This is a genomic window from Actinomadura sp. B10D3 (genome assembly GCF_039871695.1).
Taxonomy (GTDB): Bacteria; Actinomycetota; Actinomycetes; order Streptosporangiales; family Streptosporangiaceae; genus Spirillospora; species Spirillospora madurae.
Genome location: NZ_JBDPLY010000008.1, coordinates 142,302 through 155,022, shown reverse-complemented (window position 1 = coordinate 155,022; position 12,721 = coordinate 142,302). Strand labels below are relative to the sequence as shown.

Annotated in this window: 12 protein-coding genes; 8 read left to right on the top strand and 4 right to left on the bottom strand. The window is 72.8% G+C overall.

The genetic code is table 11. The features are described from left to right. Window positions 1-29 precede the first annotated feature (29 nt). Window positions 30-932: an LLM class flavin-dependent oxidoreductase gene (locus ABGB11_RS15440; protein WP_347633149.1), complete on the top strand. Its 903-nt coding sequence runs from the start codon at window positions 30-32 to the stop codon at window positions 930-932. Here ABGB11_RS15440 and ABGB11_RS15435 read toward each other — a convergent pair. Then, window positions 917-1,603 carry a TetR/AcrR family transcriptional regulator gene (locus tag ABGB11_RS15435; RefSeq protein ID WP_347633147.1) on the bottom strand — a complete coding sequence of 229 codons (687 nt, stop codon included), beginning with the start codon at window positions 1,601-1,603 and terminating at the stop codon, window positions 917-919. The genes ABGB11_RS15440 and ABGB11_RS15435 overlap by 16 nt on opposite strands. 97 nt (window positions 1,604-1,700) lie before the next feature. Between ABGB11_RS15435 and ABGB11_RS15430 the strand changes: the two genes are divergently transcribed. From ABGB11_RS15430 to ABGB11_RS15415, 4 genes are all read left to right on the top strand, one after another. Then, window positions 1,701-2,681, top strand: a complete 981-nt coding sequence (locus tag ABGB11_RS15430) for a phosphotriesterase-related protein (RefSeq protein WP_347633145.1) — start codon at window positions 1,701-1,703, stop codon at window positions 2,679-2,681. Window positions 2,682-2,768: 87 nt separating this feature from the next. After that, window positions 2,769-3,857 (top strand): S1C family serine protease, encoded by a 1,089-nt coding sequence (locus tag ABGB11_RS15425; RefSeq protein WP_347633143.1) that lies wholly within the window; start codon window positions 2,769-2,771, stop codon window positions 3,855-3,857. A gap of 54 nt (window positions 3,858-3,911) precedes the next feature. Then, the gene (locus ABGB11_RS15420) at window positions 3,912-6,197 is read left to right on the top strand and encodes an FdhF/YdeP family oxidoreductase (RefSeq protein WP_347633141.1); all 2,286 of its coding nucleotides are present in this window, start codon (window positions 3,912-3,914) and stop codon (window positions 6,195-6,197) included. A 37-nt stretch (window positions 6,198-6,234) separates the two neighbouring features. Further along, window positions 6,235-6,885, top strand: coding sequence for a DUF1707 domain-containing protein (locus tag ABGB11_RS15415; RefSeq protein WP_347633139.1), 651 nt, complete (start codon window positions 6,235-6,237; stop codon window positions 6,883-6,885). A gap of 27 nt (window positions 6,886-6,912) precedes the next feature. Here the strand turns inward: ABGB11_RS15415 and ABGB11_RS15410 are convergent, their stop codons facing one another. Further along, the gene (locus ABGB11_RS15410; RefSeq protein ID WP_347633137.1) at window positions 6,913-7,608 is read right to left on the bottom strand and encodes a TetR/AcrR family transcriptional regulator; all 696 of its coding nucleotides are present in this window, start codon (window positions 7,606-7,608) and stop codon (window positions 6,913-6,915) included. A 128-nt stretch (window positions 7,609-7,736) separates the two neighbouring features. Between ABGB11_RS15410 and ABGB11_RS15405 the strand changes: the two genes are divergently transcribed. Further along, window positions 7,737-8,750 (top strand): alcohol dehydrogenase catalytic domain-containing protein, encoded by a 1,014-nt coding sequence (locus ABGB11_RS15405; RefSeq protein WP_347633135.1) that lies wholly within the window; start codon window positions 7,737-7,739, stop codon window positions 8,748-8,750. Here ABGB11_RS15405 and ABGB11_RS15400 read toward each other — a convergent pair. Then, the gene (locus ABGB11_RS15400) at window positions 8,737-10,131 is read right to left on the bottom strand and encodes an amidase (RefSeq protein WP_347633133.1); all 1,395 of its coding nucleotides are present in this window, start codon (window positions 10,129-10,131) and stop codon (window positions 8,737-8,739) included. The two genes, ABGB11_RS15405 and ABGB11_RS15400, sit on opposite strands and share 14 nt — an antisense overlap. Window positions 10,132-10,133: 2 nt before the next feature. Then, entirely contained in the window at window positions 10,134-11,057 is a 924-nt protein-coding gene (locus ABGB11_RS15395) for a D-2-hydroxyacid dehydrogenase (protein WP_347633302.1), read from the bottom strand. A 380-nt stretch (window positions 11,058-11,437) separates the two neighbouring features. Here ABGB11_RS15395 and ABGB11_RS15390 point away from each other — a divergent pair, with 380 nt between their 5' ends. Then, a complete protein-coding gene (locus ABGB11_RS15390) occupies window positions 11,438-11,920 on the top strand; it encodes a DUF3830 family protein (protein ID WP_347633300.1) in 483 nt (160 codons plus the stop codon). A gap of 16 nt (window positions 11,921-11,936) precedes the next feature. Continuing rightward, window positions 11,937-12,698, top strand: a complete 762-nt coding sequence (locus tag ABGB11_RS15385; RefSeq protein ID WP_347633131.1) for an Asp/Glu racemase — start codon at window positions 11,937-11,939, stop codon at window positions 12,696-12,698. The last annotated feature ends 23 nt before the right edge of the window (window positions 12,699-12,721 follow it).

The following is a 12,721-nucleotide window of genomic DNA, read 5'->3' as shown; positions in this document are numbered from 1 at the left end:
ACAGAACTGACGCCGCGTACGGTCGTGGTGTGATCATTCGCATCGGCATGGCCCCCGCCGCGTCCACGCTCGGGCCGGACGCGCTGGCCGCTCTCGCGCGCGGCCTCGAACGCGAGGGGTTCGACTCCCTCTGGGTGACCGAGCGGGTCACCGGGCCCGTGCTGGACCCCGTGGTGACGATGACCTACGCGGCGGCGCTGACGTCGCGGATCAAGTTCGGCACCGCCGTGATGGCGCTGCCGGGGCGCTCCCCCGCGGTCCTGGCGAAGGAGCTCGCGTCGCTGGACGTGGTCTCGGGCGGGCGGCTGCTGCCCGCGTTCGGGCTCGGGCAGCGGCACGCGGGCGAGCAGCAGGCGTTCGGGGTGCGGCGGGAGGAGCGCGCCGCGATCTTCGAGGAGGCGCTGCCGCTGCTGCGCCGGTTCTGGGCCGAGGACGAGGTGACCCACGACGGCCCGAGGTTCCGCTACGAGCGGCTGCGCGTTCTGCCGAAGCCGGCCGCGCGGGGCTTCGACGTGTGGATGGGCGGGACGTCCGACGCGGAGCTGCGCCGGACCGGGCGCCTCTCGGACGGGTGGCTCGCCGCGTTCACCACCCCGGCGGAGGCCGAGCGCGGCCGGCGGATCGTCCAGGAGGCGGCGGCGGGCGCGGGACGCGAGATCGAGGAGGAGCATTTCGGCGCGATCGTCCCCTACCGGCGGGGGCCGCTGCCGCCGGGGGCCGAGGAGCGGCTGGCGCGCGCCCGGCGGGTCAGCGGTCCGGCGCCGGCGGGCGACCTCGTCCCCGACCTGGACGGCGTACAGGCGCACCTGAAGCGGCTCGTCGAGGCGGGCCTGTCGAAGTTCGTGCTGACGCCGCTGGCGCCGCCCGCCGACTGGGACGCCGAGCTCGCCGACGTCCGCGACGCCGCGCTGCCCCTTCAGACGCGGCGCTGAGCGTCCGGGCCGGAGGCGGTGCCCCGGTCCAGGGCGTCCAGGACGAAGCCCGCGACCTCGTCGGCCAGCCGGTCGGCGGTCTTCGGGCCGTCGGCGCGGTACCAGGTGGGCATCTGGTTGACCATGCCGAGCGCGACGATCGTGACCGTCTCGGCGGGCGTCGCGGTGCCGAACACGCCGTCCCGCTGGCCCCGCTCGACGATCCCCCGGAACGTCACGTGGTAGCGGCGCCGGTCGGCGCGGATCGACCGCATCCGGGCGCTGTCCAGCCGGTGCATCTCGCGGGAGAACACCTTGGCCTCGTCGATGTGCTCGGCGGTGCTGCGGATCAGCCCGGCCAGCACCGCGTGGAGCGCCTCGCGGGGCGGCGGCCCCTCCGCCAGCACGGCGCCGAGATCGGCGAGCTGCCGGGCGATCAGCGAGTGGTAGATCTCGTAGAGGAGATCGTCCTTGGAGTCGAAGTAGTGGTAGAGGGCTCCCTTGGTGACCTCGGCGGCCTCCACGATGCCCTGCACGGACGTGCCGTCGAAGCCGCGCTCGGCGAACAGCCGGAGCGCGGCGTCCAGGATCCGCCGCTCGACCGCGCTCTGCCTGACCGGGACCGTCGATTCGGGCAGCATCGCCTCGGTCGGCGTCGATCCGGGGACCGGCGTCGGTTCCGTATCCGTCACCTGGGCACCTCCCTGGTGCGCGGCATTGACTCGGATGTGTCCTGCGCATAGCTTGCCAGAAACCGACCAGTCGGTATGCACGGAGAGGGAGAAGCCGATGCCCGCAGTTGAGACGATCCACGGCCCCGCCGACGTCGCCGGCCTCGGCCCCACGCTGATGCACGAGCACGTCTTCGTCCTCGGATCCGAGCACGTCGAGAACTACGGCACCGGAGACTGGTGGGACGAGGAGGAGAAGGTCGCCGACGCCGTCGGCAAGCTCCGCGAGCTGGTGGAGCGGGGCATCCGCACCATCGCCGACCCCACCGTGTGGGGGCTCGGCCGCTACATCCCCCGGATCCAGCGCATCAACGAGCAGGTCCCGGAACTCGGCATCATCGTGGCCACGGGCATCTACACCTACAACGACGTCCCGTTCCAGTTCCACCACCGAGGCCCCGGCACGATGGTGGACGAGGGCCCGGACCCGATGATCGGCCTCTTCGTCCGCGACCTCACCGAGGGCATCGCCGGGACCGGCGTCAAGGCCGCGTTCCTCAAGTGCGCCGTGGACCGCCCCGGCCTCACGCCGGGCGTCGAGCGCGTGCTGCGCGCCGTCGCCGGGGCGCACCGCGAGACGGGCGCGCCGCTCACCGTCCACACCGAGAGCTCGAGCCACGCGGGCCGGACGGTCGTGGACCTGCTCGGCAAGGAGGGCGTCGACCTCACCAAGCTCGTCGTCGGGCACGCCGGCGACAGCAACGACCTCGACTACCTGATGGAGCTGGCCGACACCGGCGCGATCCTCGGCATGGACCGGTTCGGCCTCGACGTCATCAACCCGACCGCCGACCGGGTCGCCACCATCGCGGCGCTGTGCGAGCGCGGGTACGCCGACCGGATCGTCCTCAGCCACGACGCGAGCTGCTTCATCGACTGGTTCGGCCCGGACCCGGCGACGGTGCCGGCCATGCAGCCGAACTGGCACTACCGGCACATCAGCGACGACGTCCTGCCCGCGCTGCGCGAGGCGGGCGTCACCGACGCGCAGATCGACCAGATGCTCGTCGGCAACCCGAGGCGGTACTTCACCATCTGATCGTCCGCGCGGCCCCGGGGATCGGCCGGCGACTATTCCCTAGAAATCGGGAATCATGGGAGGAACCTGCTCGGGAGGAGGCCCATGGTGAGCGAGGGACCCGCGCGGCGCGGTGCCCGCGGCCTGCTGCCGGTCCTCCTGGTCATGCTGCTCGCCCTCCTCGTCCCGGGCTGCCGGGTGATGGAGCAGGGCACCGACGACGTCGCGCCGCCCGTCGACGCGGGCCCGAGCAGCACCAAGCCCGCCAAGCCCAGCGGGCGGCGCCCCGGCGTCGTCAACATCGAGACCGAGCAGGCCCTCAACGGCACCCGCGCCGCCGGGACGGGCATCGTGCTCACCCCGGCCGGCCTCGTCCTCACCAACAACCACGTGATCCAGGGCGCCACCGCGATCAAGGGAACCGACACCGACAACCGCCGCACCTACACCGCGCAGGTCGTCGGCTACGACCGGACGGGCGACATCGCCGTGATCAGCCTGGCCGGCGCGGCCCGGCTGAAGGCGGCCCGGTTCGGCCCCGCGTCGTCGGTGAACGTCGGCGACGCGGTGACCGCCGTCGGGAACGCCGGCGGAAAGGGCGGGACCCCGACCGTCGTCACCGGCAAGGTCACCGCCCTGGACCAGTCCGTCACCGCGCGCGACGACAGCAACGGGACCTCCGAGCGGCTGACCGGGCTGATCGAGACCAGCGCCCCGATCAAGCCGGGCGACTCCGGCGGCCCGCTGCTGGACTCCACGGGCAAGGTCATCGGGATCAACACCGCCGCGTCCGCCGGGTTCTCGGTGAAGGGCGCGGAGCGCGACAAGGACCACCGCGGGTACGCCATCCCGTCCGAGCGGGCGCTGGAGATCGCCCGGCAGATCCAGCGCGGCGAGGCGTCCTCGACCGTGCACATCGGCAGGACCGCCATGCTCGGCGTCAAGGTCCGCTCCAACGGCGGCTCGCCGGGCGCGCTGGTCACCGAGGTCGTGCCGGGCTCGCCCGCCGCGTCGGCGGGGATCCCCGTCGGCGCCGCGATCGTCACCCTCGGCGCGAACGCGGTCGACACGCCCGCCGCGCTCACCGCCCTGATGCTGTCCCACCACCCGGGGGACGTCGTCCGGATCGAATGGACGACGCGCGACGGCGGCCGGGCGGGGACCAGCCTCCGCCTGGCGGAAGGACCGCCGCAGTAGGACGGGTTATCGTGCGACAGTAGAACGGTCGGACGACCATGAGGATGTGGCCCTATGACGCGCAAGGCGCCCGCCGGTGACTTCGACGACTCGGGTCTGGAGGTCTCCAAGCCGAAGGCCTGGGCGGCCGGCGTGCCCGGGGTGACGGCCGCGCTGCGCCAGTCGTACGAGCAGATGGGCGTCCGCCGGACGGCGCTGACCCTGCTGCGCGTCAACCAGAAGCAGGGTTTCGACTGCCCCGGCTGCGCGTGGCCGGAGGGCGACCACCGGCACGTCGCCGAGTTCTGCGAGAACGGCGCGAAGGCGGTCGCCGAGGAGGCGACGACGCGGCGGATCACCCGGGAGTTCTTCGCCGCGCACACCGTCGGGGAGCTGGCCGAGCGGTCCGACCACTGGCTCGGGCAGCAGGGACGGCTGACCGAGCCGATGGTGAAGCGGGCCGGGTCCGAGCACTACGAGCCGGTGTCGTGGGACGAGGCGTTCCGGCTGCTGGCGGGCGAGCTGACGGCGCTGGAGTCGCCGGACGAGGCGGTCTTCTACACCTCCGGCCGGACGAGCAACGAGGCCGCGTTCGCCTACCAGCTGTTCGCCCGCGCGTTCGGCACGAACAACATGCCGGACTGCAGCAACATGTGCCACGAGTCGTCGGGGTCCGCGCTGAGCGAGACCATCGGCATCGGCAAGGGCTCGGTGCTGCTGGACGACCTCTACCAGGCCGATCTCATCTTCGTCGTCGGGCAGAACCCGGGCACGAACCATCCGCGCATGCTGTCGGCGCTGGAGCGGGCCAAGAAGGAGGGCGCGCGGATCATCGCCGTCAACCCGCTGCCCGAGGCGGGGCTGATGCGGTTCAAGAACCCGCAGCGCCCGTCCGGGGTGACGGGCCAGGGCACGGTCCTCGCCGACCGGTTCCTGCAGATCAGGCTGAACGGCGACCTGGCCCTGTTCCAGGCGCTCAACCGGATGCTGCTGGAGTCGGACGCGCCCGACGCCGTCGACCGGGAGTTCCTCGACGCCCATACCCACGGCTTCGACGCGTTCCGCAAGCACGTCCTCGGCCTGGACTGGGACGACGTGCTGGAGGCGACCGGCCTGACCCGCGGCGAGATCGCCGCGACGCTCGGGGACGTCCTCGGCGCGAAGCGGATCATCGTCTGCTGGGCGATGGGCCTCACCCAGCACCGCAACTCGGTGCCGACGATCCGCGAGATCGTCAACTTCCTGCTGCTGCGCGGCAACATCGGCCGGCCCGGCGCGGGCGTCTGCCCGGTGCGCGGCCACTCCAACGTGCAGGGTGACCGGACGATGGGCATCTGGGAGAAGCCGAAGCCCGCCTTCCTGGACGCCCTGGCCGCCGAGTTCGGGTTCGAGCCGCCGCGCGAGCACGGCGTCGACACGGTCGAGGCGATCCGCGCCATGCGGGACGGCCGGGCGAAGGTCTTCCTCGGCATGGGCGGCAACTTCGTCCGCGCCACCCCCGACTCCGCCGTGACCGAGGCGGCGCTGCGGAGCTGCCGGCTGACCGCCCAGGTGTCCACCAAGCTCAACCGGTCGCACGCGGTGGCCGGCGAGGTGGCGCTGATCCTGCCCACGCTCGGCCGTACCGAGCGCGACGAGCAGGAGTCGGGGCCGCAGTTCGTCTCCGTCGAGGACTCGATGGGCATGGTGCACGCCTCGCGCGGCCGCCTCGCCCCGGCGTCGGACCGGCTGCTGTCGGAGGTGTCCATCGTCTGCCGGCTCGCCAAGGCCGTCCTCCCCGGATCGGGCATCGGCTGGGACGCGATGGAGCGCGACTACGACGTGATCCGCGACCACGTCTCCCGGGTCGTCCCCGGGTTCGCGGACTACAACGCCCGCATCCGCGAGGCGGGCGGGTTCACGCTCCCCCACGCGCCCCGCGACGAGCGGCGGTTCCCGACCGCGACCGGCAAGGCCAACCTGACGGTGAACGAGCTGGAGGTCCTGCGGGTCCCGGAGGGGCGGCTGCTGCTCCAGACCGTCCGCAGCCACGACCAGTACAACACCACGATCTACGGCCTGGACGACCGCTACCGCGGCATCAAGGCCGGGCGCCGCGTCGTGTTCGTCAACCCCGCCGACCTCTCCGGCCTGGGCGTCGCCGACGGCACGCTCGTCGACCTGGTGTCGGAGTGGTCGGACGGCACCGAGCGGCGCGCGCCCGGGTTCCGCACCGTCGCCTACCCGACGGCGCCGGGGTGCGCGGCGGCGTACTTCCCGGAGACGAACGTCCTCGTCCCCCTCGACAGCACCGCCGAGGTCAGCAACACGCCCACGTCCAAATCGGTCGTCATCCGCCTGGAGCCCGCGTCCTCGCGGTGAAGTAGTCCCGTCGCGGGCGCTGGTTTAGGCTGCGGGCATGACGAACCTCCCCGAGCATGCCGGGACGCCCGGAGCGCCGGAGATGCGGGCCGGCGACGCCGACCGCGAGCGCGTCGCGCACGTGCTGCGCGAGGCGGCCGGCGAGGGGCGGCTGACGCTCGCCGAACTGGACGAGCGGCTGGACGCGGTGTACGCGGCGAAGACGTACGCGGACCTGGAGCCGCTCACCCGCGACCTGCCGGCGCCGGGCACGGCCGCGCCGCCGGCGACGGCGGCCGGGGCGGACTGGCGGCCGATGGAGGGCGCGCCGTCCTGGAAGAGCGGCATCGGGGTCATGAGCGGGTTCCGGCGCTCGGGCGTGTGGAACGTCCCGCGCAAGTTCAGCGCGTTCGCGTTCTGGGGCGGCGGCAAGATCGATCTGCGCGACGCCCGGTTCGCGGAGGACAGGGTCACGATCCGGGCGCTGGCGATCATGGGCGGGTTCGAGATCATCGTGCCGGACGACATCACCGTGCACGTCAAGGGCCTCGGCATCATGGGCGGCTTCGACCAGCGGGCGAGCGGCCCCGGCGTCCCCGGCTCCCCCACGGTGGTGGTGAAGGGCCTGGCGTTCTGGGGCGGGGTCGGCGTGAGGCGCCGCAAGTCCAGCCGCCAGAAGAAGCGCCAGAAAGAACTCGGAGGCGAGTAGGCGCCGCGCCCTCCGGCGCGGGGCGGCTCAGTCGGCGAGGCGGTCAAGCCATTCGTTGAGCAGGGCGGTCTCCGAGGCGGTCAGGACGGGTGGCGGGGCCGCGGCCAGGGCGGCCTTCAGGGCGGCGGCCTTCTGGGCCACCGCGTCGCTGAGGGGGGCCGCGTCGGACGGCACGGTGACGGCGGCGAGCACGGCCTCACGCATCCGAACCGACGCCTCCCGGTCGGCCTCCTCCCCGGCGGGCGCCGCGATCAGCGAGAACGTGAGCCCCACCCCGGCGGCATTGATGATGCGCGCGGCGGTCTCCACGGGAACGCGGAGCCGGCCCGCCCGCGCGACCTCCTCGACCAGGCCCAGCAGGATGGCGTGCGCCTCCTTCGCGGCGGCGGGCGTCCGGGAGGTCCCGTACATCAGCGTGTAGAACGCCGGGTGGGTGACGCCGTACTCGACGTGCAGGTCCCAGCCCCGGCGCAGGTCCTCGACCGGGTCGCCGGTGCTGCCCTGCGCGCGCTTGGTCGCCAGGTACTCGTCGAACCCGTACGCCGCGACGGCGTCGAACAGGCCCTGCTTGTCGCCGAAATGGTGGTAGAGGGTCGGCGCGCCGACGCCGGCGGCGGTGCACACGGCCCGCGTCGAGACGGGCTCGCCGTTCGCCTCGGAGAGCAGCCGGGCCGCCGCGTGGACGATCCGGTCCCGCGTGGCGAGGTCCTTCTGAGCGGTCACGGTAACGATGCTACAGAAAAGTTCTGAACATCGCTATGCAAGACCCGTGTAGCGTGACTATAGTCTTTCTCGTACCAACGCTATAGACGGCCGGACGGCCGTCACGAGACACGAGAGGGGGCGCGGCCATGCGCAGCGCCGTGCTTTCCGGGCCGGGCAAGCCGCTGGAGATCGTCGAGCGGGAGGTGCCCGAACCGGGCCCCGGCGAGATCCTGGTGAAGGTGACCGCCTGCGGGATGTGCTACTCCGAGGTCAACCATCTGCGGGACCACTACCCGTTCGGGACGTTCCCGGCCGTTCCCGGGCACGAGATCAGCGGCGTCGTCGCCGCGCTCGGCGAGGGCGTCACGTGGCCCGAGGTCGGCACGCCGGTCGGCACCGGCTGGATCTACGGGTCGTGCGGAACCTGCGACCAGTGCGTCCGCGGCGACCAGATCCTGTGCACCGGGGCGCCGAAGCAGGTGACCGGCGTGAACACCGACGGCGGCTACGCCGAGTACTTCCTGGGCCGCGCGGGTTTCGCCACCCCGCTGCCGGACGGCCTCGACCCGGTCGCCGGCGCACCGCTGATGTGCGCCGGGATCACCGCGTTCAACGGCCTCCGGCACGCCGGCACCGCCGCCGGGTCGAGGGTCGCCGTGCTCGGCACCGGCGGCGTCGGGACGATGGCGCTCCGGTTCGCCGTCGCGATGGGCGCCCGCGTCGCCGTGGTGTCCCGGTCGCGGCGCGCCGAGAAGGAGGCGCTGGACGCCGGCGCCGAGCTGTTCGTCGCGACCGCCGAGCAGGACCCGGCGGAGGCGCTGCGGGCCTGGGGCGGGGCCGACGTGGTCGCCAACACCGCGCCCGACACCGGGACCGGCCTCGCCGCGTTCGGCGGCCTGCGCCCCGACGGCACCCTGCTCTACCTCGGCATGGGGGCCGAGAACGTGAGCGTGCCGCCGGTGGCGCTCGTCTCCAACCGGCTGCGGGTGATGGGCGTGCCGTCCGGCTCGCCGCACGACCTGCGCGACACGCTCGCCTTCGCGAAGGCGCACGGCATCGCCCCCGAGGTGACGCCCATCACCCTGGACGACGCCCCGCGCGTCCTCGCCGCGATGGACGAGGGCACCCACCGCGGCCGCGCCGTCATCACCTTCGAGTGAACCGCTTCCACGGCCGCGCCTTCTCGTAGGCGGCGCACGCGGCCATGACCAGGGCGTCGGCGTGCCGGGCGCCGACGACCTGGAGGCCGACCGGCAGGCCACCGGAGGTGAACCCGCACGGCAGGCTCGCGGCCGGCTGCTGCGTCATGTTGAACGGGTAGGTGAACGGGGTCCAGCTCGTCCAGCGCGGGGACGGCGAACCCGGCGGGACCTCCCGCCCGGCCTCGAACGCGGCGATCGGCATCGTCGGGGTGAGCAGCAGGTCGTACCGCTCGTGGAACAGGCCCATCACCCGGCCGAGCTCCATCCGGCGGGCCGTGGCGGTGAGGTACTCGACGGCCGAGTACCGCGCGCCCTGCTCGCAGATCTCCTGCAGGCCCGGGTCAAGGCGTGCGAACGCCTCCGGCGGCAGGTGCTCGACCACCTTGGCCGCGCCCGCGAACCACAGGACCTCGAAGTCCTCGACGGGGTCGCCGAAGCCGGGGTCGGCCTGCTCCACCTTCGCGCCCAGCTCGGCGAAGACCTCGGCGGCGGCGGCGACGGACGCCGCGACCTCCGGGTCGACCCGCGCGAACCCGAGGTCGGGGCTGAAGGCGATCCGCAGGCCGGTCAGGTCGTCCGGATCGGCCTCGGTGAACGGGACCTCCGGCGGCGGCAGCGACGACCAGTCGCGGCCGTCGGCGCCGCAGATCACGTCCAGGAGCAGGGCGGCGTCGGCGACGGTGGTGGTCATCGGGCCGGTGTGCGCGAGCGTCCCGAACGGGCTCGCCGGGTAGTGCGGGACGCGGCCGTACGTCGGCTTGATGGTGAACGTGCCGGTGAACGCGGCCGGGATGCGCACCGAGCCGCCGCCGTCGGTGCCGAGCGCGAGCGGCGCCATCCCCGCCGCGACGGCCGCCGCCGCGCCGCCGGACGACCCGCCCGGCGTGCGGGACGGGTCCCACGGGTTGTGGGTGACGCCCGTCAGCGGGTTGTCGGTCACGCCCTTCCAGGCGAACTCGGGCGTCGTCGTCTTCCCGACGAACACCGCGCCCTGCTCGCGCAGGCGGGCCACCGACGGGGCGTCCTCATCCCACGGGCCGGCCGGGTCGATCGTCGTCGAGCCGCGCAGCGTCGGCCAGCCCCGGGTGAGCAGGACGTCCTTGATGGAGACGGGCACGCCGTCCAGCGGCCCGAGCGTCGCGCCCCGCCGCCACCGCCCGGCCGCCTCGCGGGCCATATCGAGCGTGGTCTCCTCGTCGACCAGGCAGAACGCGTTGAGCTCCGGGTCGTCCCGCCGTATCCGGGCGAGGACGGCCTCGGCGGCCTCGACCGGGGAGAGCGTCCCGGCCGCGTACGCCTCCACCAGTTCGGTCGCGGTCAGATCGGCCGCGTCGGCCATGGCTACCCCCTCTGGTTCGAACCCACATAGCCGAGCCGCTTGTCCACGACGTTGCGGAGCGGGCGGCCGGACACGTAGCGGCCGAGATTGGCGGTGAACAGCCGGACCAGCTCGTCCCGCCAGCCGATCACGTCGCCGGACATGTGCGGGGACACGATGACGTTCGGCATGTCCCACAGGGGCGAGGACGGCGGCAGCGGCTCGTCCTCGAAGACGTCGAGCGCGGCGCCCGCGATCCGCCCGGCGCGCAGCGCCTTGACGAGATCGGGCTCGGCCACCAGCGCGCCCCGGCCCACATTGATCAATCGCGCGGACGGCCGCATCCGGTCCAGCGCGGCGGCGTCGACCATGCCGCGGGTCTGCGGGGTGAGCGGCGCGGCGAGCACCACGTAGTCGGCCTCGGCGAGCGCCTCGTCCAGCCGCTCCATCGGGTGGACGGCACCGAGGTCGGGATCGGCGTCGCGGGCGGTGCGGCCCACCCCGGTGACGGCCAGGCCCCCCGCGGACAGCCGGCGGCCGATGGCGCGGCCGATCGGGCCGGTGCCGACGACGAGCGCGCGGGCCCCGGTGACGCGCTCGGTCTCGCGGTGCCGCCAGCGCCGCTCACCCTGCAGGCGCAGCGTGCCGGGAAGGTCCTTGGCTAAGGCCAGCACCAGCCCGAGGACGTACTCGGCGATCGGCTCGTCGAACACACCTCGCGAATTGGTGACTTTAGTCTCACTTTCGATGAGGGCCGGGAACATCAGCCGCTCCACACCGGCGCTCGCGATGTGCACCCACCCGGGCCCGCCGGACTCCGGCCAGGCCCCCGCGAGGGCGTCGGAAAGGAAGTCCCACATGAAGAGGACGTCGGCGCCCGGAAGCGCCTCCGCAAGGGCTGTTTCGCGCACGTAACGGACCCGCGCGAGGCGCTCGGCCTCCGCCATGCCGCGCGGCTCGACGTCCCCGACCAGCACCACCACGTCGGGCGGGCCGCCGGAGGCGTGCTGAACAGGATCCATCGGTGTCACTTCCGGGGTGTGCTGAGTTTACGAGAAGGCAACTCGTGGAGGCATTGACACGCTAGAAAGCGTTCGTAGGATTGTCAACAATCAGCACGGTGCACCACGGCCCTGGTCACCGCACTGACCCCTGTGCTGCAAGACCGTCGCAACCGAAGCCTGGCCAGGACGGATCCCAGAGCGCTCTAACTCAAGCCCCCTCCGGGGGGTGTGGGGGGGCACCCCCCACGTCCATGGAGAGTCCTTTCGGGTGGCGACGATCTCGCCAACCCCACTTCACGGGGAGGTCCGGCATGCCCAAGCTCATGACCATCACTCTGGAGCGTCGTGGCGTCTCGTGCGTCGCGGAGCTGCTGGAGAAGGACGCGCCGCGGACCTGCGAGGCCGTCTGGCGCTCCCTGCCCCTCGGAGGCGACGCGTACCACGCCAAGTACGCCCGCAACGAGGTGTACACGATGGTCGAGCGGTTCTCCGAGGACGAGGTCGGCCTGGAGAACCCCACCGTCACCCCCATCCCGGGCGACGTCGTCTACTTCTCCTTCCCGGGCGGGATGCTCGACCGGAAGTTCAAGGAGGAGAAGAACATCCACGCGCTGCCCGGGGTCATCGACCTCGCGATCTTCTACGGTCGCAACAACCTGCTGCTCAACGGCGACGTCGGCTGGGTGCCCGGCAACGTGTACGCGACGATCGTCGACGGCCTCGACCGGATGGCCGAGGCGTGCAACGACGTCTGGCGCTCCGGCGGTGTCGGTGAGCGCCTCGTCTACACCCGCGCCGAGTCCTAGAGCGGTGGGCACCCAGATGACATTCGACCCCACGCTGGTCGTCGGCCCCGAGCTGCTCGCGCAGCACGGCATCGGCGTGGTCGCGCCCTTCGACTTCGCGCTCGACCGCGAACTGTGGCGCTGGACCCCCGACGACGTCTCGCTGTACATGACCCGGCTCCCGTACGTACCGGTGCCGGTCACCGTCGAGATGGCGTCCGCGCTGTCGGACCAGTCGATCGTCCGGCAGGCCACCCGCGACGTGCTCGCCCCCGAGCCGCTCGCGGTCGCCTACGCCTGCGCGTCCGGCAGCTTCATCCGCGGCAAGGCCGGCGAGCTGCAGCTGCACCAGTCGATGACGGCGGCCGGCGCGCCGGTGTCGACGACGACGTCGGGCGCGCTGGTGGAGTCGCTCGGGCTGCTGAACGTCCGCCGCATCGCGGTCGTCACGCCCTACATCGACGCGGTCACCGAGCGGCTCGTGTCGTTCCTCCGCGAGTACGGCATCGAGGTCGTGTCGTCGGTCGGGATGGGGCTGCTCAGCCACATCTGGAAGGTCGGGTACGGCGAGATCGTGTCCGCGGTGTCGACGGTGGACGGCCCCGAGGCCGAGGCCGTCTTCATCAGCTGCACGAACGTCCCGACCTACGACATCATCGCGCCGCTCGAGCAGATGATCGGCAAGCCGGTGCTGACCGCCAACCAGGTGACGATGTGCTCGGCGCTGCGCGCGATGGGCCGCTCGGCGGCCGGTCCCGGGCAGTCGCTGGTCCAGCTCGCCCCGTCCACGGCGGCCTGACCGCCATGATCCGCGAGGTTAGG